We start from the raw sequence: 21958 nt of genomic DNA on the forward strand, positions 1-21958 counted from the left end.
TGTTTTGGATCAATCAGTTCAAAATATGGGCATGGTGAAAGACGGTGTGGGCCGGTGGAACTCAGAGGCAGCGCATCGCGGTATCGGCGATCGCGGTGAGGGTGGCGCGATCGGCGCCGCCGCGTGCCGCGACGCGCATGCCGCTGATGGTGGCGGTCAGGAACTGGGCGATGGCGCGTGCGTCCCGATCGGCGGCGAATTCGCCTGCGCGCTGGCCACTTTCGACAGTCGCCGTGAGCGCGTCGAGACGGCGCTCGCCGTCGGTGTCCAGGAGTTCGCGGGCAGCGGCATCGTGCGGGGCGAGTTCGACGATCGAGTTCACCACGAGGCAGCCCGCTGGTTCGGTATCGGGCGCCTCGGCGGTACGGCGCAGGATGTCGGCGATCCGCTCCCTGGCCGGTGCGTCGCTGCCGAGGATGTCGAAGAGGGGGGTGTTCTTCGTGGTCATGTAGTGACGCAGAGCGCGATCGAACAGGTCGCGCTTGCTGGTGAAGGTGTTGTAGATGCTGCTGCGGCCCAAACCTGTCGCGGCGCAGAGGTCCTGGGTGGAGGTCGCCTCGTAACCGGCGGACCAGAATGCCCGCATCGCGGCGTCCACGGCGCGGTGCTCGTCGAATTCCTTGGGTCTGGCCATGTCGACGACCGTAGCACATTTTGAACAGTTCAGTCCAAAACTGGGCTGTGGGTGGACACAGCCCCTCGGTGACTCCCCTGTGGTGGGTCGTGATGGCCGCCCCGCGAACTACGGGCTAGCGTCGAGAGACGTGACGTCCGTGCCGCTGCTCGACTCGCCACCGCACTCCCGTGACCCGTCGCGGCCGGTGCCGTGGCGGATGACCGGGCGGACGGTGCTGCTCGTCGCGGCGGCGCTGATCGTGGCGCAGCTGGTTCTGCGCGGCTGGGTGGCCGCGTCCGGATTCTTCTACTGGGACGATTTCCTGCTGATCGGCCGGGTGAGCAGCCAGCCGGTGCTCTCGACGGAATTGCTGTTCACCAGTCACGACGGGCACGTCATGCCGTTGGCGTTCGTGCTGACCTGGCTGGTCACCGAGGTGGCGCCGTTGAATTGGGCAGCCGCTGTCGTGGTGCTGACCGGGTTGCAGTTGCTCGCTTCGCTGGCGGTGCTGCGACTGTTGATCGTGCTGCTCGGGGTCCGCACCCGCCTGCTCGGACCCCTGGCGTTCTACCTGTTCGTCCCGCTGACGGTGCCCGCGTTCGCCTGGTGGTCGGCGGCGGTGAACGCGCTGCCGTTGCAGCTCGCGCTGGCATGGGTGAGCGCGGACGCGGTGCGGCTGGTGCGAACCGGGCGGCGTCGATATGCGGTGTCGGGGGCTGTGGTGTTCGCGGTGGCGTTGCTGTTCTTCGAGAAATCGGTGGTCGTGCTGCCGGTGGCTTTCGCGGTGGCAGTGCTGGCCGCGCACGTGACGGGTCGATCCGTGCGGGCAGCCGCTCGGCGTGGGGGCGCGCTGTGGGCGGCGGGCGGCGCGGTGCTGCTGACGTGGTCGGCGGGTTTTCTGCTCGTCATCCAACGCCCGAGGGGACTCTCGGCTCCCGAACATCCCGGGTCCCTGTGGAGCCGCGCGCTGTCCGACGGGTTGGTACCCGCGCTGTTCGGCGGTCCATGGCGCTGGGAACGCTGGCAACCCGCCACCCCGTGGGCGGACTCGCCGAGCTTGCTGGTCGCGCTGAGCTGGCTGTCGCTGATCCTGTTCGCGGCGTGGACGATTCGTACCCGCTGCCGGGTCGGCGCGATCTGGGTGAGCGCCGCCGGATACGCGGTCCTGACCATCGCGCCCGTCGTCCTCCTGCGTGACGGCCCGAGTACCGCAGGTCTGCTCCTCCAATCGGTGCGCTACTTCGCCGATTTCGCCGTCATCGCGACCGTCGCGCTCGCGTTGATCACGCTGGCACCCCGTCGGCACCGGTGGAGTTCTGTATTCGGATCGAACGAGCCTGCACACCAGCGAATTCCGGCCGGCGTAGATCCGGCACGTGCGCGCACCGTCAGCGGATCGGCTCCGGTCGAGGTGGGACGCGATGGTCGAGCTCGGCAGATAGTGGGTGTCTCGGCGATCGTCGTGTTCCTCGCGAGCAGTGTGTACTCGACGATCACCTTCACCGAATCCTGGGAACCGAGCCCGGCCCGCACCTACGTCAGCGGCGTGCGAGCCGCGCTCCCCGGCGCCGCCGACGCGCCGCTGCTGCCCCAAGAGGTTCCGTGGAACGTCTTGAACCCGTTGGCCTTCCCCGAGAACATGACCGACCGTGTCTTCGCCCCGATCTCGACCCCCACCACCTTCGCCCTCTCGACTCCGCGCCTGCGAATGATCACCGACGAGGGCGCCGTCGTCCCCGCGCAGGTCTGGTGGAACCGTGCCATCGTCGAGGGCCCCGAACCCCGCTGCGGGTACCGGGTGCACGGCACCACCGGCGCCAACCTCCCCCTCGACGGCCCCATGCAGATCCGCGACTGGACGGCCCAGGTGAACTACAACGCCGAACGTGACGGCCGGATCGCGCTGTCCTTCGAGGGCGAGACCGAGACGATCGCCGACGTGCGCGCGGGCTTGAACACCGTGTACATCCGGCTGCTCGGAGGCGGCGACACCCTGCGGATCAGATCCCTCGACGAGCGGCAGTCGCTGTGTGTCGGCGCCGGACCGGTCGGGGTCGCCGCACACGCGCGGTGAATCGTTGATCGAGCACACCGGCGCGGGGCATGCGATGCTGGGCCGATGAGGCAGTTTCGGGTGTGGGCGCCGGAGGCGGGGGCGGTGCGGCTGCAACTGGACGGGGTCGAGCACCCGATGCGAAGAAACGGCGGCGGCAATTGGTCGGTCCGCGTCGAAGCAGGTCAGGGTGCCCGTTACGGATTCCTGATCGACGACGACCCGATGGTGTTGCCCGACCCACGCTCGGCCCGCCAGCCCGACGGCGTGCACGAAACCTCCGCTGTCCACGACCTGGACGAGACGGTCTGGACCGACCGGAACTGGACCGGCAGACCCTTGGCCGGCTCGGTGTTCTACGAACTCCACATCGGCACCTTCACCCCCGAAGGAACCTTCGACGCGGCGATCGAGCACCTCGACCATCTCGTGACACTGGGCGTCACCACCGTCGAACTCATGCCGGTGAACGCCTTCGACGGCACCCACAACTGGGGCTACGACGGCGTCGGATGGTACGCGGTACAGGAAAGCTACGGCGGTCCCGACGGCCTGCAACGCTTCGTCGACGCCTGCCACGCCCGTGGCCTCGCGGTCTGCCTCGACGTGGTCTACAACCACCTCGGCCCGTGCGGCAACTACCTGCCGCGCTTCGGCCCCTACCTCACCGCGGGCCGCAACACCTGGGGTCAGAGCCTCAACCTCGACGGGCCCGGCTCCGACGCGGTCCGCGCCTACATCATCGACAACGCCCTGCGCTGGCTGCGCGAATTCCACCTCGACGCCTTGCGCATCGATGCCGTCCACGCGCTGGTCGACCGCACCGCCACCCACCTGCTCGACGAGCTCGTCGTCGAAACCACCGCGTTGGCAGCACATCTGGGCCGACCGCTCAGCTTGATCGCGGAGAGCGACCTCAACGACCCCCGCCTGATCACACCGCGCGCGGCAGGCGGCTACGGGCTCACCGGCCAGTGGAACGACGACCTGCACCACGCCGTGCACACCGCCGTCTCCGGCGAAAGGCAGGGCTACTACGCCGATTTCGGCTCACTGGCCTGCCTCACGCAGACACTCACCCACGGCTTCTTCCATGCCGGGACCTACTCCAGCTTCCGGGGCCGCACTCACGGCGCGCCGCTGCGTCGCGACCTCATCCCCGGCAGCGCGCTGTTCGGCTACACCTGCAATCACGATCAGATCGGCAATCGCGCGATCGGTGATCGGCCCAGCGCCTACCTCACCCCCGGTCAACTCGCGGTGAAGGCGGCGCTGGTGCTGCTCTCGGCGAGCACGCCGATGCTGTTCATGGGGGAGGAGTGGGGCGCGCGCACCCCGTTCCAGTTCTTCACCTCCCACACCGACCCGGTCGTCGCCGCGGCCACCGCCGCCGGGCGCCGGGCCGAATTCGCCGAGCACGGCTGGTCCAGCGACGAGGTGCCCGACCCGCAGGACCCGGACACCTTCACCCGCTCCAAGCTCGACTGGACCGAGGTCGGTCGCGAACCGCATGCCCGGTTGCTCGCCTGCTACCGCGGCCTGCTCGCCCTGCGCAAGTCGCGGCCCGAGTTCGCCGATCCATGGCTGGAACGGGTGTGGGCCGACTATGACGAAGCACAGCGTTGGTTCATCCTGCGTCGTGGCCGAATCTCGGTGGTGTGCAACCTCGCCGAGGACGAAGTCGTGATCCCGGTGCACGGTCGGGTGCTGCTGGCCTGGTCACCTGCCACCGAAAGCGGTGCGGGAACACTGATTTCGGGCCACAGTTTCGCCGTGCTCGAGGAAGGTGACGGCGCGGGGACGGTGGTCACCGAGTGATGACGCCGGGCTACGGGTCGGCCACAGTCCGAAACGCGGCGTTGCCGAATGGGCATAACGCCGTATAGTCGGATGATGAGCAATGACGCTTACGGGCAGGAAAGCACTGCCCTACCGGCCGGTGTCGGGGGTTATGCCCCGGCCGGATTCGGTCCCCTGGTGCGCGCTTTCGCCACCTTGATCGGCCATCGCCGCGACGCAGGCGGGGCACTCGCCATCTATCGGCACGGTGAACCACTCGCCCATTTCTGGACCGGTAGTGCGGGTGACCGGCCGTGGACCGCCGATACCGGCGCGATCGTGTTCTCCGCGACCAAGGGCGTCACCGCCACCGTGATCCACCGGCTCGCCGATCGCGGACTGATCGACTACCAGGCGCCGGTCGCCGAATACTGGCCGCGTTTCGCCGCGCACGGCAAGGGCGCGATCACCGTCGCCGACGTGCTCACCCACCGGTCCGGGCTGTCGTCGCTGTCCTCGGTCGCCACCACCGCCGCGGAAGCCCTCGATCACGAGTTGATGGAGGACCGCCTGGCCATGGCCACCCCGGACCGGATGCTCGGCACCCCCACCTATCACGCGCTGACCTACGGCTGGCTGCTCGCGGGCCTGGCCAGGGGCGTGACCGGCCGGAGCATGAGCGAGCTGATCCGCACCGAGGTCACCGATCCGCTCGGGATCGACGGCATCCACCTCGGTCGCCCCGCCGCGGACTCGTCGACCGAATACGCCCGGCTGGCCGGCGCGCACATGAGCTTCGCCGCGCATCCCGTCGCCGCCAGTTTCCTCGCCAATGTCGGATTCCGGCTGCCCGGACCGCTCGGCGCGGCCGCCCGCTGCCTGTTCGTGCCCGGCCTCGACGGCATCCTCGACGGTGACGACCCCACGATCCTGAACACCGAGATGCCCGCGGGCAACGGCGTCGCGACCGCCGCCGGACTGGCGAAGATGTACGCGGCGCTGGCCGACGGCGTCACCGTCGACGGTACGCCGTACCTGCAGCAGAGCACGCATGCCGCGATCCGCCGGGTGCAGAGCTACCGGCTCGACCACGCGCTGTTCTACCTGCCGATGATGTGGCACCTGGGCTACCACTCGTTGCCCGTCCCCGGCGCGCGGCACGGCTTCGGCCATATCGGGCTCGGCGGTTCGTTCGGCTGGGTCGACCCGCAGTCGGGTCTGTCGGTGGCCTACGTGCACAACCGTCTCGACCAGATCCTGCTGCCCTACGACCAGCTCGCCATGGGCTGGTTGCTGCCGCTGGTCGTGTCGAGCGTGCGCGCGAGTCGCACGTCCGGACACCACGAGGACCGCGCGGCGGCGTGACCGCCGCGCGGCGAACCTACGTCAGGTAGCGATAGGCGGGGGAGCCCGGTTCCAGGCGTTCGGCCTGGATCGGGGACTCCTCGATGCGGTGCATCAGCGACGACAGGTTGTCGGTGGCACCGAGCTCGATGCCGACCAGCGCGGCCCCGGTATCCCGGTTGTTGCGCTTGACGTACTCGAACATGGTGATGTCGTCGTCGGGGCCGAGGACATCGTCGAGGAAGCGGCGCAGTGCACCGGGCTCCTGCGGGAAATCGACCAGGAAGTAGTGCTTGAGACCGCGGTGCACCAGTGAGCGCTCGATGATCTCGCCGTAGCGCGACACATCGTTGTTGCCACCCGAGACCAGCACCACGACCGTGCTGTCGGGCGCGATGTCGATCTCGGCCAAGGCCGCGGTGGCCAGCGCGCCCGCGGGCTCGGCGATGATGCCTTCGCTCTGGTAGAGGTCGAGCATCGCGGTGCAGATAGCACCCTCGTCGACCAGCATCACCCGGAAAGCCGCTGTCCCGGTGGAGGATCCGGGTGTGGTGAGCAGGGGCAGCGAGGCATGCGAGACCATCCGGCCGCCGAACGACGCCGCCGCCCGGTAGGGCAGTTCGCCGATGCGGCGCACGGCGGCGCCGTCGACGAACGGGTCGATCTCGGGCAGCGTCACCGGTGCGCCGGCGACCAGTGCGGCGGTCAGCGAGGCCGCGCCCGCGGGTTCGACGGCCAGCAGGCCGGTGTGCGGTGCGCGTTCGCGCAGGTAGGTGCCGATGCCGGCGAGGCAGCCGCCGCCGCCGACCGGGACGATCACCAGGTCGGGGGCCGTGCCGAGCTGGTCGAGGAACTCCGCGGCGATAGTGCCCTGACCCGCGGCGGTGCGCGGGTCGTCGAACGGCGGCACCATGGTGGCGCCGGTGCGGGCGACATCGTCGGCGGCGGCCGCGGCCGCGGCGTCGTAGGTTTCGCCGACGGCGATCAGCTCGACGAACTCGCCGCCGTGCACGCGGATGCGGTCGCGCTTCTGCTTGGGGGTGGTGGTCGGCACATAGATGCGCCCGCGTACACCCATCGACCGGCAGGCGAACGCCACGCCCTGCGCGTGATTGCCCGCGCTGGCGGTCACCACACCGGCCGCGCGCTCGGCGGCGGTGAGCTGCACCATCAGGTTGTAGGCGCCGCGCAGCTTGTAGGAGCGAACCGCGGTGAGGTCTTCGCGCTTGAGGTGCACCTGCGCACCGGTGCTCGCCGACAGCCGCGCGCTGTACTGCAGCGGAGTCGGCTCGATGATGTCGGAAATTCGCTTGGCGGCGGCGTCGATCTCGTCCGCGGTGAGCGGCGGACGGATTACGGACACTTCGGCGACGTCAGCGATGGGGGACACCCGGACAATGCTACCGAGGCGGTTCGCGCGCTCGGCGAGCGGAACCACCCGCCGGGGCGACCGCGGCGGGTGGGCTCGGACCTGCGGTTCAGCGCGGTGTGAGGACGAAGACCGGGATCACGCGATCGGTCTTCTTCGTGTACTCGTCGTAGTCTGGCCAGACGGCGACCGCGCGCTCCCACCACCGCGCTCGCTCGTCGCCGACGACCTCGCGTGCGGTGTAGTCCTTGGTGGTGGTGCCGTCGCGCAGTTCGACGTGCGGATCGGCCTTGATGTTGTGGTACCAGACGGGATTCTTCGGCGCCCCGCCCAGCGACGCGACGACGGCGTACTCGCCGTCGTGCTCGACCCGCATCAGCGGCGTCTTGCGCAGCTTGCCGGTCTTGGCGCCCTTGGTGGTGAGCAGGATGACGGGCTTGCCCTGCAACGAGGTGCCCTCGGCGCCGCCGGAGTTCTCGTAGGTCTCGGCCTGTTCGCGTGCCCAGTCCGAAGTGCTCGGTGCGTACTCTCCTGTGAGTGGCATGACCTGCACAACGAACCATCGCCCTGTGATGTTCCCGATAGAGCCACTCGAACAAGTTCGGTGGACCGAACTTCGATGTACGCCTATCCTGGTCTGCATGGCAGTGCTCACCTCATCGGCAGCATCCGCGACCGTCGACATCGCGGGTAGCGCTTGGCCGGTCTACAAGCTCGAGGCGCTCGCCGCCGCGCTCGTGGTCGCCGCGCTGTTGCTGCTGATCATCGGGTCGCCGCAGGTCGCGGTGCTGGCGGCCGCCGCCGTGGCCGCCGTCCGCTGGACCGTCGGCGCCACCCGCACCGCGTCGCGCAACTGATTCGGGCACCGGGCCAGGGTCGTTCTCCCCGGATGGCGGATCATTCCGTCAGGTCGAGCGAACTCAACTCACCGCGCGACAGCACGCCCAGCTTCGGATACGCCTTGTAGAGGTGATGGCCGACGGTGCGGTGGCTCAGGAACAGCCGTGCCGCGATCTCCCGATTCGACAATCCCTGCGCCGCCAGCCGCACGATCTGTGATTCCTGCGGGGTGAGCAGGCTCAGCGGGCCGCCGCTCGCACGCGTACCGGTTCCGACACCGAGCGCGCCCAATTCGGTGCGCGCGCGTTCGCTCCACGGTGCCGCGCCGAGCCGATCGAACAGCTCTGTCGCCTGTTCCAGCTGGGTCCGCGCGTCGACCTTGCGCTTGTCGCGGCGCAGCCACTCGCCGTAGAGCAGCCGAGTGCGGGCTTCGTCGAACGGCCGGTTGGCGGCGAGCGCGGCCACGAAGTGCTGTTCGGCCGCCGAGCCGTCGGCCAGCAACGCGCGTCCACGGGCCGCCAGCGCTGCGATCCAGTCCTGCTCGGCCCGCTGCGACCAGGCGGTGAGCCGATCCAGCGCCTCGGCAGCGCGGTCGGTCGCGCCGAGCCGAACCGCCACCTCGATCTGATCCGGGAGTGTGCGCAGCCCGATGACGTGGTGTCGCGCCGGTTCGATCGTCATATGCGCGAGCTCGGTCCCTGCCTGCTCCAGCCTTCCCTCGCCGAGTGCCAGCAGTGCCACGGCCGCGTGCGCCCACGACGCACCGACCGCGCCCGGCCCGCCGAACTCCTCGGCCGCCGCACGCTCGGCATGGTCTCGACACGATGTCGAATCACCCTGTAGCGCGGCGAGATACGCGAGAAATGCGTGGATCTGACTGATCCACTGCGCCTGCCCGATGTCCTGTGCGATCCGCAGCCCTTCCTCGGCCGCGATCCGGCCCTCCCTCGGTCGCCCGCCGAACAACAACCCCTCGGATCGGAAGAACAGCAGCGGCGCCAGCAACCCGATCCGCCCCTGCTCCCTGCATTCCCTGATCAACTCGCCTGCCAGTTCCTCGACCTGCTCGTCCTGCCCGACGACCAAACCGCTGCCACACAGCTGCACGAGGTCGGCCGGACTGTCCGCCCCGCCGGTCCGGGCGGCGGCCGCCGCGTCCCGCAGGTCGGCGACCCGCTGACCTGTCACCGACCCGGTCAGATATCGCGCGATCGGCGTCGCCGGGTCTTCCTCCACCAGTCGCAGCGTCGCCAGGACATCGGCGACCTCGTCGAGCTCGCCGGGTCCGAGGTACCACGCGGTGTGCACGGCCTTGGTCAGGATCCGAGCCGCGCCACGGGGATCGGATGCGCGCATCGCGACGGCCGCTGACATCAACCGCCGATGCGCGGAACCCGGTTTGCCGCCCGCGAATTCGGCCTGCGCCCGTACCAGGTCCAGCCGCAGCTCGAACGCGGCTCCGCCTTCCTCGGGCGCGGTGGCCTGCTCGCCACTCCCGGCGACCACCCCGGCAGAGCTGACAGGCCCTCGTTCGCCAGGCCGCGCCGCCTGCTCCGTCGGGCCGCCGGTTGCTCGGCCGCCGGGGGCAGCCTCGCCCGCCGGCTTCCGGACCTCGCTCGACAGCGACGCGGCTCGCTCGGCCAGTCGCTCCGCGCGGTCGGTGAGGCCGGCCTCCGTCGCGGACTCGGCGGCGAGGACGAGTCTGCGCACGCGCGCGCTCGCGTCGATGCTCAGCGCGGCCGCGCGATCGTAGGCGGTCACGGCGGCATGGAGGCCGTGGCGGCGCCGGGCACGGTCGGCCGTGTGCTCGAGTGCGGTGGCGGTGTTCTCGTCGGGACCTGTTGCGGCACTGGCGAGATGCCATGCCCGCAGGTCCGCGGTGTCGTCGCCGCTCAGTGCGTCGGCCAGGGCGCGGTGGGCGGCGAGTCGGTCGGTGAGCGCGGCGCCTTGGTACACCGCCGACCGCAGCAGTGGGTGGTGCCAGGTCAGCACCTGACCGTCGGTGCCGATCATGCCCGCGTCCTGGGCGGGTTGCAGATCCGGCAGTGACGCATCGAGACCGGCCGCGGCACGCAAGATCGGCGCCAGGTCCGCGGCACCGGCCGCCGCCGCGACCAGAAGCACGGTCCGCGTCGCCGTGGGCAAGCGGGTGACGCGGCCGTGGAAGGCCAGCTGTAACCGCTGCGTCAACGGCAACGGATTCGCGTCATCGACACTGCCGTCGCCGACTACTGCCGGAAGTTCCAGCAGCGCGAGGGGATTACCGCCCGACTCGGTGAGCAATCGATACCGAACGGCCGGACTCAGCGGGGTTGGACCGGCATCGAGCAGTGCCGCCGACGCCTCGGGACGCAGACCGGACAGGGCGAGTTCTGTCAGCCCGGGCGCGGGAAAATCCTGCGGCCCCGAGCGCGTCGCGAACAGCATCACCACCCCTTCGGCCTCGAGCCTGCGCGCCGCGAACAGCAGTGCCTCCGCGCTGGCCCGGTCCAGCCAATGGGCGTCGTCGATCAGGCACAGCAGCGGCCCGTTGGCTGCTTCCTCGGCGAGCAGGGTCAGTACCGCCAGCCCGATCAGCATCCGATCGGCGGGCTCGCCCTCGCCGAGCCCGAACGCCGCCTCGAGTGCGTCACGCTGCCGCGACGGCAGCTGCCCCACCAGCTCCATACCCGGCCGGACCAGCAGATGCAGTGCCGCGAAGGGCAATTCGGCCTCGGACTCGATCCCCGCGCTACGCACTGTCGCAACACCTTGCGCTGCCGCGTAATCCAGCAGCGCGGTCTTCCCGATCCCGGCCTCGCCGCGCACCACCAGGGCCCCGCTTCGCCCCGCGCGTGCCCCGCCGAGCAGGTCATCGATCCTGGCCTGTTCGGCATCGCGTCCGTGCAGCATGGGCTCCACCGTATCGCCGTACCGGTACCGCAGGCAGTCGCGCTGGGAAAAGTACCTATACGCGACTGATTCGACCGACCCCCCGCACGCCATAACGTTGTGTCCATCGCAGGAACAACCAGCGAAACACCAGCTCACAGCCTATTTCGGAGGTCGAGATGAACACCGTCGTCGCACAGTACCTGGAAGCGTGGAACACCCGCGAGCCCGCTGCCCGCCGCTCCGCGGTCGCCCGTCTGTTCACCCCGCAGGCCCGCTACGTCGACCCGCTGGTCGCGGTCACCGGCCACGCCGAACTCGAGGCCGCGATCGCCGGTGTCCAGGCTCAGTTCCCCGACTGGACATTCACCCTGGCCGGTCCCGTCGACGCCCATCACGACCAGGTCCGCTTCACCTGGGGTCTCGGCCCCGCCGACGCCCCTGCCGTGGTGATCGGCTTCGACGTCGCCGTCCTCACCGACGGCCGCATCGACAGCGTCTACGGCTTCCTCGACCAGGTCCCCGCCACCACCTAACCCCCTCGCAGCCAAGGAGATCCGCCATGACCACCACCGCTCCGTCCCGTCTGTCCGCGTTGTTCGCCTCCGGCGAGAACCTGCTGCGGCTGTCGCTGCGCCTCGACGCCGTCGTCACCACCGCCAACGGCCTGGCCTACCTGGCACTGGCGCAACCACTGGAACGGCTACTCGGACTCGATGCCGGTGTCGGCCTCGCGATCGGCGCCTTCCTCACCGCCTACGGCCTGGCCGTCGCGATCGTCAGCCGATCGGCACCGGTCAATCGGGCTGCGGCGTCGGCGGTGGCGACGGGGAACACCGCCTGGGTCGTGGCCAGTCTCGCCGCGCTGTCGACCGGTGCGCTCGGTCTCACCACGGTGGGCGCGGTATGGGCGGTGCTGCAGTCGGTGACCGTCGGCGGATTCGCCGCGCTGCAATATCTGGGACTACGTCGTAGTCACTGAGCTGGACACGAGGGACCGACTCACGCAGTGTCGGTCCCTCGCCGGCGCGCGCCTTCGGGCTCGCGTGTGCTGCCCTCGTGCTGTCAGCGCACCAGCAACGCGACAGGAAGTCGAGCGAACAGCTTGTCCACCCGCGCACTACCCGCGAAGGTGTTTCCGGTGAGCCGATCGGTCCAGTTGCCCTGCGGCAGCGGCAAAGTGGTGTCCAGCCAGCCCGCGGTGCCGAGCCCGACCGAATGCCGGGTCGCCGCCACGATCACCTCCGGGGCTTCGCCCGCGGGCCCCCGCCCGTAGGCGATGAACCGATGCGCGTGCTCACCGATGGCATAGAGCGGCCGGTACATCCCGCCGACGAAGCACTCCGGCCGCTCCCGGCGCAACCACAGCGCATAGGCGACCACCCACATCTTCGCCGCACCGGTGGTGTCCAGAGTCGGTGTGTCGGTGAGTGACTGGAGCATCCCGACCCGGGTGGCGAAGTTCACCGGCCGCCGGTTGTCGGGGTCGACGAGGGAGTCTTCCCACAACTCGGTGCCCTGATAGATATCGGGAATCCCCGGCGCGCCCAGCTGCAAGAGCTTCTGCGACACCGCGTCCGACCACGCGTGCGGCGCGAGCTCGTGGGCCAGATCGCCGATGCCGGTACCGACCGGCCCATCGATCACCGCGTCGAGCCAGCCGTGCACGGCCGATTCGAACGCCGCGTCCGGCTCCTCCCAGGAAGTCTTCGTGCCCGCCTCGCGAATCGACTTCTCCGCGAACATGTGCAGCCGGTCCCGCAGCCCCGGCACCGACGAAGCGGGCCGCCCGTCGGCGGGCCACACCCCGAACATGTTCTGCAACAGGAACAACGCGGTGGCCCCGTCGGGCGCGGGGGTGGTCTCCAGCCAGCCTCGAACCCGCTGCGACCAGACATCGGCGACCTGTGACAGCACCCCGATCCGGGCACGCACGTCCTCCCCGCGTTTGGTGTCGTGGGTCGAGATCGTCGTCATGGTCGCGGGCCAGCGCTGCGCGCGTTCACTGTTGGACAGGTGGAAGTCGTTGACGGAGTGGCCGAATCGGGCCGGATTGCCGCCCACCTCCTGTAGCGACACCAGCCGCGCACCCTGATAGAACATCGTGTCCTCGACCGACTTGGCGGTGATCGCCCCACACACCTGCGAGAACCTCGTCGCCGCCTCACCCCCCACCGACAGCGCGGTCACCAGGACCGACAGCGGCGCCGTCAGCTCGGCGTTGCGCTTCTCCACCTCCGCCACGACCGCGGCCGTCATCCCGGCCAGCGGTGCGTAATCCACCCGGTACACCGGCATGAAAGCCAGTACCTCGATGGTCGCGTTGCTCACCGCGAGGGTGTCGAAACTGCCCGCGTTGCCGTCGCGTTTGATCGCGGCGACCAATCGCCGGATCTCCGGCGCGAGAATGGTTTCGGCGACGGCCCGCTTGATCCGATGCTCGGTTTCACCGAACCACGCCCGGTCGCTGCCGTGCCCCGCGACGTGCTGGGACAGTTCGGTCAGCGTCGCCTCGCCCGCCGGATCGATCAGCACCCCACCGAGATCGGCGAGCGCGTCGTAGCCGGTGGTGCCGTCGACCGGCAGCGTCGCGTCCAACGGCTCACGGTTGGCGAGGATCTTCTCGACGAGCAGGAGCCGTTGCGGCCCGATCAGCCTGCGCAACCGGGTCAGATACGCGCTCGGATACGACAAGCCGTCCGGATGATCGACGCGAACGCCGTCGATCAGATCGTGTTCGCACCAGGCCGCCAGCTCCCGGTGCGTCGCCTCGAACACCTCCGGGTCTTCCTGCCGGATCGCGGCCAGACTGTTCACCGCGAAGAACCGCCGATACGTGCACACCCCGGCTTTCCAGCTCACCAGCCGGTAGTGCTGGCGGTCGTGGATGCGCAGTGCGTTGTCGCCGTCGGTGCCCGCCGCGATCGGGAATCGCAGATCGTGCAATGCCAGCATCGGTTCCGCGCCGGACCGGTCGACGGTGAGCGCGGCCGGGTCGTTCTCGTTCTGCAGGACCGGCAGCGCCAACCGCCCGCCCGCGCCGTTGCCCGAACTCCAGTCGATGTCGAAATACTTGGCGTACTGCGACTTCTGGCCGTTGCGCAGCACATCCCACCACCACCGATTCTGCCGCGGATCGGCGACGCCCACATGGTTGGGCACCAGGTCGACGATCAATCCCATACCCCGGCTTCGCACTTCGTCGGAGAGCGCTTTGAGGCCGGTCGGCCCGCCGAGCGCGGCGGAGACCGTGGTGGGGTCGGTGACGTCGTAACCGTGTGTCGACCCGTGCGTCGCGGTGAGGATCGGCGACAGGTACAGGTGCGAGATGCCCAGCTGCTGCAGGTATTCGGCGATGGCGCGGGCATCGGCGAAGGTGAGCGCGTCGGGGCGCAGCTGCAACCGGTAGGTGCTGCGCACCGTGCCCGCCCGGACGGGCGCGCGATGCAGCATGGTCAGCGGGTCGGTCACATAGGTCTCGGTCATCGTCTCGCTCGGCGGCTAGGTGGTTCGGCGCAATACGAGCAGGCAGCGGCTGGCGACCGGCAGCGTCGCCGCCGCGGCGTACACCGCGTCGGCCGCGCCGGTCGGGGTCGAACAATCCAGGGCGAGCGACCACTGCGCGCCGAACTCCGGTCCGGGCAGGACGAAATCGATCGCTTCGTCGTGCGCATTGAAGCACAGCAGGAACGAGTCGTCGGTGATGCGCTCACCCCGTGGACCCGGTTCGGCGATGCCGTCACCGTCGAGCAGCACCGCCAGTGATTTCCCGAAGCCGCTGTCCCAGTCGTCGTTGGTCATCTCGGTGCCCGCGGGCGCGAACCAGGCGATCTCGCGCCGGTGGCCCTGATCGTCGCTCGGCCCGGCGGCCAGGAAGCGGCGACGCCGGAAGATCGGATGTTCGGTGCGCAAGGTGATCACCGTGCGGGTGAACTCGAGCAGGTCGGCATTCGATTCCGCCAGCGACCAGTCCATCCACGCCAGCGGCGAATCCTGGCAGTACACATTGTTGTTGCCGAGCTGCGTGCGTCCGATCTCGTCACCATGGGCGAGCATCGGCGTGCCCTGACTCAGAATCAGCGTGGCCAGCAGATTGCGTTGCTGACGTGCACGCAGCGCGAGGACCCGGGGATCGTCGGTCTCGCCTTCGATACCACAGTTCCACGATCGGTTGTGGCTTTCCCCGTCCCGATTGCCCTCACCGTTGGCGTCGTTGTGTTTCTCGTTGTAGGACACCAGGTCGCGCAGCGTGAAGCCGTCGTGCGCGGTGACGAAGTTGATGCTGGCACCGGGCCGCCGGCCCGTCGACTCGTACAGATCCGACGATCCGGTGAGCCGAGAGGCGAACTCGCCCAATGTCGCGGGCTCCCCACGCCAGTAGTCACGGACCGTGTCCCGGTATTTGCCGTTCCACTCGGTCCACAGACTGGGGAAGTTGCCGACCTGGTAGCCGCCTTCGCCCACGTCCCACGGTTCGGCGATGAGCTTGACCTGACTCACCACCGGGTCCTGGTGTACCAGGTCGAAGAACGCGGAAAGCCGGTCCACATCGTGCAATTCGCGTGCCAGGGTGGCGGCGAGGTCGAAGCGGAAGCCGTCGACGTGCATGTCCAGAATCCAGTACCGCAGCGAATCCATGATCAGTTGCAGCGTGTGCGGATGCCGGACATTGAGGCTGTTGCCGGTGCCGGTGTAGTCCTTGTAGTGCTCGGGGTCGGCCTCGTCGAGCCGGTAGTAGGCGGCGTTGTCGATCCCGCGCAGGCTCAGTATCGGCCCATTGTGGTTGCCCTCGCCGGTGTGGTTGTAGACGACGTCGAGAATCACCTCGATGCCCTCGGCGTGCATCGCGCGCACCATCGCCTTGAACTCCGCGACCGCGCCGTCGCCGCGCGGCCGGGCCGAATACTGGTTGTGCGGTGCGAGATAGCCGATGCTGTTGTAGCCCCAGTAGTTGCGCAATCCCTGATCGGTGAGCACGTGATCGTGGAAGAACTGGTGTACCGGCATGAGCTCGATCGCGGTGACGCCCAGCGACTTCAGATGCCCGATGATCGCCGGATGCGCCAGGCCCGCGTAGGTGCCGCGCAGATCCTCCGGGATATCCGGGTGCGTCATCGTCAGGCCCTTGACGTGCGCCTCGTAGATCACCGTCTCGTGGTACGGCCGGTTCGGCGGGCGATCGGGGCCCCAGTCGAAGAACGGGTTGATCACCACCCCGGTCATCGTGTTGCCCAGCGAATCAAGCCCGTAGGTGTAAAGCGAGGGATCGTTGACGAATTCGCCGTCGAACGCCTTCCCGTACGGGTCGAGCAGCAGTTTGCTGGGGTCGCAGCGCAATCCGCGCTCCGGATCGTACGGACCGTGGACCCGGAAGCCGTACCGCTGCCCCGGGGTGACGGAGGGCAGGTAGGCGTGCCAGACGTAACCGTCGACTTCGTCGAGGTCGACGCGGGTCTCGGAGCCGTCCTTGGCGATCAGGCAGAGCTCGACCTCGGTGGCGACTTCGGAGAACACCGAGAAGTTGGTGCCGCCGCCGTCGTAGGTCGCGCCGAGCGGATACGCGGTGCCCGGCCACACCTCGGGTCGGTCGTTCGGGCTCGACATGCTACGACAGTAATGGAACCCCGGGCCCCACCGCGCACGATGTGACCGGCCGCTCGCTGACCGCCGCTCAGGCCGATGCGGTCGCGAGCAGCCGCCGCGCGTAGCCCGTGCGCCGCGCGAGCCCGGCCAGTCCGCCGAAGATCAGCCGTTGCAGGAATGCGGGCGGACCGGCGAGATAGCCGTCCTGGTACTCCCACAGCAGCCCGAGGGCGAGCGGATTCCGGGGGAGCTTGCTCGTGGTCGTCTTGTTCGCGTTGTCGAGGCCGCTCCAGAACGCGAACATCTCCCAGTGCCGCAGCGGCGGACGGATCACGTGGTCCATCACGGTGTCGCCGGCTTCGTTCCAGAACTCGTGCACCACGCGCGGGGGAGCGGTGACCGTGTCGCCGGGCTTCGCGACGATCTCTTCGCCGCCGATCCGGAAGCGCACCTGACCGGTGCGAATGGTCCAGGTTTCGCTGATCTCCGGATGCCGGTGCGGGCCCGCTTCCCGGCCGACGTGCGGCAGTACATGTTCGAGTCGTAGATAGGCGCCCTGCGCGTCGGCGCCACGATCGACGAGCGTGACCCGATGCCCGTTGCGAAAGGTGAGGACGGAACCGATGGCAGCCATGATCCAGATATAAAGGTAACCTTCCTATTATGTCAATGGCTGAGCGGTCCTCCTTGCTGAAACTGCTGGTCCAGGCGGCCGATGCCTACGAGCGCGCGCTGAACCCCGCGCTGCGCGCCGGGCTCGGAACCGACCTGCGCCCAGCGCACTACGCGGTGTTCCGATACCTCGCACCGGAAGGCTCCCGGGTGACCGCGCTGGCCGAGGCCGCCGGGATGACCCAGCAGTCGATGGGGGAGCTGGTCACCCACTTGGAGAAGTGCGGATACGTGCGGCGCACGCCCGATCCCGCGGACGGGCGCGCGCGGCTGGTGGTCGCCACCGCAGCCGGTCGGGAGGCGGTGGCGCTGGCCGGGCAGCACATCCAGCGAATCGAACGGGTGGTCGCCGCCGAGCTGGGTGCGGAATCGCTCGCCGTGGTCCGCGATGCCCTCGCTCGGCTGCCCGCCGCGATCGCGATTCACGCCGACACCCGGTCCGCCGACGACGGCGAGTGATAACTTGAACAGTGTTCAAGGCTGTCGTCTCGGCAGCACCGGGCGACGACGAGGAAACCTGTGGACCTGACCCCCGAGCAGATCACCGCCCTCGATGCCGAACACGTCTGGCATCCCTACGGCGGATTCCCCGCGACCACCGAGCCGCTGGTCGTGGCGGGTGCGGCAGGAACGCGACTCACTCTCGCCGACGGCCGTGAACTCGTCGACGGGATGAGCTCGTGGTGGGCGGCTGTCCACGGCTACTGCCACCCGGTCCTCGACGCTGCCCTGCTCGCGCAATCCCAGCGCATGAGTCACGTGATGTTCGGCGGGCTCACCCACGAACCGGCCACCCGGCTGACCCAACTGCTGGTCGAACTCACGCCCGCCGGTCTCGACAAGGTCTTCCTCTGCGACTCCGGTTCCGTATCGGTCGAGGTCGCGACCAAGATGTGCCTGCAATACTGGCGCGGCGCCGGGCGCCCGGCGAAGAACCGGCTGCTCACCTGGCGCGGGGGATACCACGGCGACACCTTCACCCCGATGAGCGTCTGCGACCCCGATGGCGGCATGCACTCACTGTGGACCGACGTCCTCACCGAGCAGGTCTTCGTCCCCGCGCCGCCACGAGAGTTCGAACCCGGCTACGTCGCCGAACTCGAACGCGCCGTCGCCACCCATCGCGACGAACTGGCCGCGGTGATCGTCGAACCGGTCGTCCAGGGCGCGGGCGGCATGCGCTGGCACGATCCGCGCTACCTCACCGAACTGCGCCGGATCTGCGACGACAACGACGTGCTGCTCGTCTTCGACGAGATCGCCACCGGGTTCGGCCGCACCGGCGAGCTGTTCGCCGCCGATCACGCAGGCGTCGCACCCGATGTGATGTGCGTCGGCAAGGCGCTGACCGGCGGCTACCTCACCCTGGCGGCGGCACTGTGCACCGCGCGGATCGCCGAGACCATCAGCGCGGCACACGGCGGACTGATGCACGGGCCGACCTTCATGGGCAACCCGCTGGCCTGCGCCGTCGCGGTCGCCTCGATCGAGTTGCTGCGCTCGCGGGACTGGCGAGGCGAGGTGTCCAGGATCGAGTCGGAGTTGCGGGCCGGCCTCGCGCCGCTGGCCGAGCTGCCCGGCGTCGCCGAAGTCCGCGTGCTCGGCGCGATCGGCGTCGTCGAACTCGACGAACCCGTCGATATGCGCGCCGCGACCGATGCCGCCGTCGACGCGGGCGCCTGGCTGCGCCCGTTCCGCAACCTGGTCTACACGATGCCCCCGTTCATCAGCACCAGCGCCGACATCGCCACCATCACCGAGGCCGTGGGCGCGGCGGCGAAGGCCTCGATCGCATGAGCCCGACCGTCCTGAACGGTGTTCAAGTATGCTGCTCAACTGTGAGTACGGATCCGTTGAGGTGGTTGGACGAGCGTGCGGCCGAACGGGTCGACGCGGGGCTACGCAGGCACCTGCGCGAGCGCGTCGCCGAGTCGTCCGCGATCGACCTCGCCTCCAATGACTACTTGGGCCTGCACCGGCACCCCGAGGTCGTCGAGGGCGCGATCGAGGCGGTGCGTCGCTGGGGAGCAGGCTCCACGGGCTCTCGCTTGGTCACCGGCACGACCACCGAGCACGCACTCCTCGAACTCGAACTGGCCGAATTCGTCGGCGCCGAAACAGGATTGGTCTTCGCGACTGGCTACGCCGCCAACCTCGGCGTGGTCACCGCGCTGGCCGGACGCGGCACCCTCGTGGTCTCCGACGCGGGCTCGCACGCCTCACTGGTCGACGCGTGCAGGCTTTCTCGCGCCAGAGTCGCGATCGCTGCGCACCGCGATGTCGCCGCGATCGAACGATTGCTCGCCGAGCGCGCCGAAGAGCGCGCGCTGGTGCTCACCGATTCGGTCTTCAGCGCCGACGGCGATCTCGCACCACTGGCCGACCTGCACCGCGTCACCCGTGCGAACGGCGCGATCCTGATCGTCGACGAAGCGCACGGACTCGGGGTCCGTGGCGAGGGCGGACGTGGGCTCGTGCACGAGCTGGGCTTGGCGGGCGAACCGGACCTTGTGATCACCGCGACGTTGTCGAAGGCATTCGCCGCCCAGGGCGGCGTCGTCCTGGCCGATGCCAGAATCCGTGCCCACCTCATCGATGCCGCGCGCACCTTCATCTTCGACACCGGCCTGGCTCCCGCCGCGGTCGGTGCTGCCCGCGCCGCGCTGGCGCTGCTGCGCCGCGACCCGTCGATGGCCACCCGCGTTCTCGACCGGGCCGCCGACATCGCCCGGATCGCCGGGGTCTGCGAACCCGACTCCGCGGTTGTTTCCGTCGTCCTCGGCGAAGCGCAAGTCGCCTTCGATGCCGCGCAGGCATGCCGCGCCCGCGGCCTCGATGTCGGCTGCTTCCGCCCGCCGTCGGTACCCGAAGGCACCTCACGGCTGCGCCTCACCGCCCGCGCCGACCTGACTTCCGCCGAACTCGAGACGATCGCCGAGGTCCTCGGCGATGTTCTCGCGTCGGCCCGCGGCAAGGAATCGGTGACGGCATGACTGTCCTGCTGATCAGCGGCACCTCGACCGACGTCGGCAAAACCGTCGTCACCGCGGCACTGGCCGCGGCCGCGCGGGCCGCGGGGCGCACCGTCGCTGTCTGCAAGCCCGCGCAGACCGGCATCGCCCCGGGCGAACCCGGCGACCTCGCCGAGGTCACCCGCCTGACCGGGGTGACCCGCACCCTCGAGCTCGCTCGCTACCCGGAACCACTCGCTCCCGACACCGCCGCGCGCCGCGCGGCCATGCCACTGCTGACCCTGAGCGACACCGTCGCCGCCGTCGAATCGCTGGCCGATGCCGACCTTGTGCTGGTCGAAGGCGCGGGCGGACTGCTGGTGCGGATGGGCGAGTTCACCCTGCTCGACCTCGCCCAGAAGATCGGTGCACCGGTATTGGTCGTCGCCGCAGCCGGCCTGGGCACCCTCAACCACAGCGAACTCACCACCCGGACCCTCGCCGCGGCAGGTGTTCCTTGCGCCGGCTTGGTGATCGGCTCCTGGCCGATCGATCCCGACCTCGCCTCCCGGTGCAATCGCGACGACCTTCCGCGGGTCACCGAGACCCCGATAGTCGGCGCGATCCCCGCCGGCGCTGGACAGTGGGACCGCCACCGCTTCACCGCGGCCGCACCGAGCTGGTTCACCGCCGGTCCGCTGTTTGGAAACCACCCTTGACCAGCCGATTTGACTTCGTGTTGGTCGGCACGTAACTTTATTCCAGTCAGAGCGACACGGACACCGACTCAGCCGCCCAGCGGCCGAGACACGAGGTAGGACGTTGAGCGCCTGACTGACTGCGTGTTCAGGCGGACTTGGTACGGATTTGCTTCCGGCCGGTTGTCTGAGCTAAGTTTGAACCCTTGCCTCACCGAAACCCCGACGAGAAGTTGTGGGTAGAAGTGTGTGCGTGTGTTCTTTGAGAACTCAATAGTGTGTCGATGAATGTCAGTGCCAATATTAATTATTGGTTCCAGCCTTCGCGTACCCCCCGGTCGTGGAGGTTGGACATTGAAAAACAACAGCGAAAACTTTTTTGCTGGTGTTTGGCTTTGCTAGATTTTCGGACTCTAGTTAGATAGTTTTGATTCGCTCTCCCTTGGGAGGGTTGTTTCGAGAGTCTTCAACGGAGAGTTTGATTCTGGCTCAGGACGAACGCTAGCGGCGTGCTTAACACATGCAAGTCGAGCGGTAAGGCCCTTCGGGGTACACGAGCGGCGAACGGGTGAGTAACACGTGGGTGATCTGCCTTGCACTTCGGGATAAGCCTGGGAAACTGGGTCTAATACCGGATATGACCACTGATCGCATGGTTGGTGGTGGAAAGATTTATCGGTGCGAGATGGGCCCGCGGCCTATCAGCTTGTTGGTGAGGTAACGGCTCACCAAGGCGACGACGGGTAGCCGACCTGAGAGGGTGACCGGCCACACTGGGACTGAGACACGGCCCAGACTCCTACGGGAGGCAGCAGTGGGGAATATTGCACAATGGGCGAAAGCCTGATGCAGCGACGCCGCGTGCGGGATGACGGCCTTCGGGTTGTAAACCGCTTTTGACAGGGACGAAGCGCAAGTGACTGTACCTGTAGAATAAGGACCGGCCAACTACGTGCCAGCAGCCGCGGTAATACGTAGGGTCCGAGCGTTGTCCGGAATTACTGGGCGTAAAGAGCTTGTAGGCGGTTCGTCGCGTCGTTTGTGAAAACTTGGGGCTCAACCTTAAGCTTGCAGGCGATACGGGCGAACTAGAGTACTTCAGGGGAGACTGGAATTCCTGGTGTAGCGGTGAAATGCGCAGATATCAGGAGGAACACCGGTGGCGAAGGCGGGTCTCTGGGA

17 protein-coding genes and 1 rRNA gene are annotated in these 21958 nt (G+C 68.5%); 11 read left to right on the top strand and 7 right to left on the bottom strand.

The window, feature by feature from the left end:
- Nucleotides 1–61: 61 nt before the first annotated feature.
- On the bottom strand, nt 62–634 hold the full coding sequence (locus tag ACFTS5_RS28330; RefSeq protein ID WP_378636773.1) for a TetR/AcrR family transcriptional regulator: 573 nt from the start codon (nt 632–634) through the stop codon (nt 62–64).
- Between the two features lie 130 nt (nt 635–764).
- Between ACFTS5_RS28330 and ACFTS5_RS28335 the strand changes: the two genes are divergently transcribed.
- The 3 genes from ACFTS5_RS28335 (at nt 765) to ACFTS5_RS28345 (ending at nt 5813) form a co-directional block, all read left to right on the top strand.
- On the top strand, nt 765–2690 hold the full coding sequence (locus ACFTS5_RS28335) for a hypothetical protein (protein ID WP_378636776.1): 1926 nt from the start codon (nt 765–767) through the stop codon (nt 2688–2690).
- 45 nt (nt 2691–2735) lie between these two features.
- Nucleotides 2736–4487: a malto-oligosyltrehalose trehalohydrolase gene (gene treZ / locus ACFTS5_RS28340; protein ID WP_378636778.1), complete on the top strand. Its 1752-nt coding sequence runs from the start codon at nt 2736–2738 to the stop codon at nt 4485–4487.
- 75 nt (nt 4488–4562) lie between these two features.
- Nucleotides 4563–5813, top strand: coding sequence for a serine hydrolase domain-containing protein (locus ACFTS5_RS28345; RefSeq protein ID WP_378636781.1), 1251 nt, complete (start codon nt 4563–4565; stop codon nt 5811–5813).
- Nucleotides 5814–5829: 16 nt separating this feature from the next.
- Here ACFTS5_RS28345 and ilvA read toward each other — a convergent pair whose 3' ends face one another.
- Nucleotides 5830–7182 (bottom strand): threonine ammonia-lyase IlvA, encoded by a 1353-nt coding sequence (gene ilvA / locus ACFTS5_RS28350; protein ID WP_378636783.1) that lies wholly within the window; start codon nt 7180–7182, stop codon nt 5830–5832.
- Between the two features lie 88 nt (nt 7183–7270).
- Nucleotides 7271–7705, bottom strand: coding sequence for a nitroreductase family deazaflavin-dependent oxidoreductase (locus tag ACFTS5_RS28355; protein WP_378636786.1), 435 nt, complete (start codon nt 7703–7705; stop codon nt 7271–7273).
- Between the two features lie 97 nt (nt 7706–7802).
- Here ACFTS5_RS28355 and ACFTS5_RS28360 point away from each other — a divergent pair, with 97 nt between their 5' ends.
- Nucleotides 7803–8018: a hypothetical protein gene (locus ACFTS5_RS28360; protein ID WP_378636789.1), complete on the top strand. Its 216-nt coding sequence runs from the start codon at nt 7803–7805 to the stop codon at nt 8016–8018.
- A 40-nt stretch (nt 8019–8058) separates the two neighbouring features.
- Here the strand turns inward: ACFTS5_RS28360 and ACFTS5_RS28365 are convergent, their stop codons facing one another.
- Nucleotides 8059–10893, bottom strand: a complete 2835-nt coding sequence (locus ACFTS5_RS28365; protein WP_378636790.1) for an AAA family ATPase — start codon at nt 10891–10893, stop codon at nt 8059–8061.
- Between the two features lie 158 nt (nt 10894–11051).
- On the opposite strand from ACFTS5_RS28365, the gene ACFTS5_RS28370 reads away from it, so the two are divergent.
- On the top strand, nt 11052–11408 hold the full coding sequence (locus ACFTS5_RS28370; RefSeq protein WP_378636793.1) for a nuclear transport factor 2 family protein: 357 nt from the start codon (nt 11052–11054) through the stop codon (nt 11406–11408).
- Nucleotides 11409–11434: 26 nt separating this feature from the next.
- Nucleotides 11435–11854, top strand: a complete 420-nt coding sequence (locus tag ACFTS5_RS28375) for a hypothetical protein (protein ID WP_378636795.1) — start codon at nt 11435–11437, stop codon at nt 11852–11854.
- Nucleotides 11855–11937: 83 nt separating this feature from the next.
- Here the strand turns inward: ACFTS5_RS28375 and treY are convergent, their stop codons facing one another.
- The 3 genes from treY to ACFTS5_RS28390 all read right to left on the bottom strand — a co-directional run bounded on the left by treY (nt 11938) and on the right by ACFTS5_RS28390 (nt 17089).
- A complete protein-coding gene (gene treY / locus ACFTS5_RS28380) occupies nt 11938–14325 on the bottom strand; it encodes a malto-oligosyltrehalose synthase (RefSeq protein WP_378636841.1) in 2388 nt (795 codons plus the stop codon).
- 48 nt (nt 14326–14373) lie between these two features.
- Nucleotides 14374–16476, bottom strand: a complete 2103-nt coding sequence (gene glgX, locus ACFTS5_RS28385; protein WP_378636798.1) for a glycogen debranching protein GlgX — start codon at nt 16474–16476, stop codon at nt 14374–14376.
- Between the two features lie 67 nt (nt 16477–16543).
- A complete protein-coding gene (locus ACFTS5_RS28390; protein WP_378636800.1) occupies nt 16544–17089 on the bottom strand; it encodes a cupin domain-containing protein in 546 nt (181 codons plus the stop codon).
- A gap of 35 nt (nt 17090–17124) precedes the next feature.
- Between ACFTS5_RS28390 and ACFTS5_RS28395 the strand changes: the two genes are divergently transcribed.
- The 5 genes from ACFTS5_RS28395 to ACFTS5_RS28415 all read left to right on the top strand — a co-directional run.
- Nucleotides 17125–17586, top strand: a complete 462-nt coding sequence (locus ACFTS5_RS28395) for a MarR family winged helix-turn-helix transcriptional regulator (RefSeq protein ID WP_378636801.1) — start codon at nt 17125–17127, stop codon at nt 17584–17586.
- A 60-nt stretch (nt 17587–17646) separates the two neighbouring features.
- Nucleotides 17647–18924, top strand: coding sequence for an adenosylmethionine--8-amino-7-oxononanoate transaminase (locus ACFTS5_RS28400; RefSeq protein WP_378636804.1), 1278 nt, complete (start codon nt 17647–17649; stop codon nt 18922–18924).
- Complete coding sequence (locus ACFTS5_RS28405) at nt 18921–20120, top strand: 8-amino-7-oxononanoate synthase (RefSeq protein ID WP_378636806.1); 1200 nt, start codon at nt 18921–18923, stop codon at nt 20118–20120. Before ACFTS5_RS28400 ends, ACFTS5_RS28405 begins: the two co-directional genes overlap by 4 nt.
- On the top strand, nt 20117–20797 hold the full coding sequence (bioD, locus tag ACFTS5_RS28410; protein ID WP_378636809.1) for a dethiobiotin synthase: 681 nt from the start codon (nt 20117–20119) through the stop codon (nt 20795–20797). Before ACFTS5_RS28405 ends, bioD begins: the two co-directional genes overlap by 4 nt.
- A gap of 445 nt (nt 20798–21242) precedes the next feature.
- Nucleotides 21243–21958 (top strand): 16S ribosomal RNA (locus ACFTS5_RS28415); the annotation flags it as partial.

It is taken from the genome of Nocardia sp. NPDC056952, assembly GCF_042674185.1.
In the GTDB taxonomy this organism is placed as follows: domain Bacteria; phylum Actinomycetota; class Actinomycetes; order Mycobacteriales; family Mycobacteriaceae; genus Nocardia.

Excerpts from the sequence above, each read along its gene's own strand:
- treZ (WP_378636778.1), top strand. The coding sequence starts at position 2,736 with ATGAGGCAGTTTCGGGTGTGGGCGCCGGAGGCGGGGGCGGTGCGGCTG.
- ACFTS5_RS28405 (WP_378636806.1), top strand. The coding sequence starts at position 18,921 with ATGAGCCCGACCGTCCTGAACGGTGTTCAAGTATGCTGCTCAACTGTG.
- treY (WP_378636841.1), bottom strand. The coding sequence starts at position 14,325 with ATGCTGCATCGCGCGCCCGTCCGGGCGGGCACGGTGCGCAGCACCTAC.
- ACFTS5_RS28395 (WP_378636801.1), top strand. The coding sequence starts at position 17,125 with ATGGCTGAGCGGTCCTCCTTGCTGAAACTGCTGGTCCAGGCGGCCGAT.
- ACFTS5_RS28330 (WP_378636773.1), bottom strand. The coding sequence starts at position 634 with ATGGCCAGACCCAAGGAATTCGACGAGCACCGCGCCGTGGACGCCGCG.
- ACFTS5_RS28375 (WP_378636795.1), top strand. The coding sequence starts at position 11,435 with ATGACCACCACCGCTCCGTCCCGTCTGTCCGCGTTGTTCGCCTCCGGC.
- ACFTS5_RS28390 (WP_378636800.1), bottom strand. The coding sequence starts at position 17,089 with ATGGCTGCCATCGGTTCCGTCCTCACCTTTCGCAACGGGCATCGGGTC.
- ACFTS5_RS28365 (WP_378636790.1), bottom strand. The coding sequence starts at position 10,893 with ATGCTGCACGGACGCGATGCCGAACAGGCCAGGATCGATGACCTGCTC.
- ACFTS5_RS28345 (WP_378636781.1), top strand. The coding sequence starts at position 4,563 with ATGAGCAATGACGCTTACGGGCAGGAAAGCACTGCCCTACCGGCCGGT.
- bioD (WP_378636809.1), top strand. The coding sequence starts at position 20,117 with ATGACTGTCCTGCTGATCAGCGGCACCTCGACCGACGTCGGCAAAACC.
- glgX (WP_378636798.1), bottom strand. The coding sequence starts at position 16,476 with ATGTCGAGCCCGAACGACCGACCCGAGGTGTGGCCGGGCACCGCGTAT.
- ACFTS5_RS28355 (WP_378636786.1), bottom strand. The coding sequence starts at position 7,705 with ATGCCACTCACAGGAGAGTACGCACCGAGCACTTCGGACTGGGCACGC.
- ACFTS5_RS28360 (WP_378636789.1), top strand. The coding sequence starts at position 7,803 with ATGGCAGTGCTCACCTCATCGGCAGCATCCGCGACCGTCGACATCGCG.
- ACFTS5_RS28370 (WP_378636793.1), top strand. The coding sequence starts at position 11,052 with ATGAACACCGTCGTCGCACAGTACCTGGAAGCGTGGAACACCCGCGAG.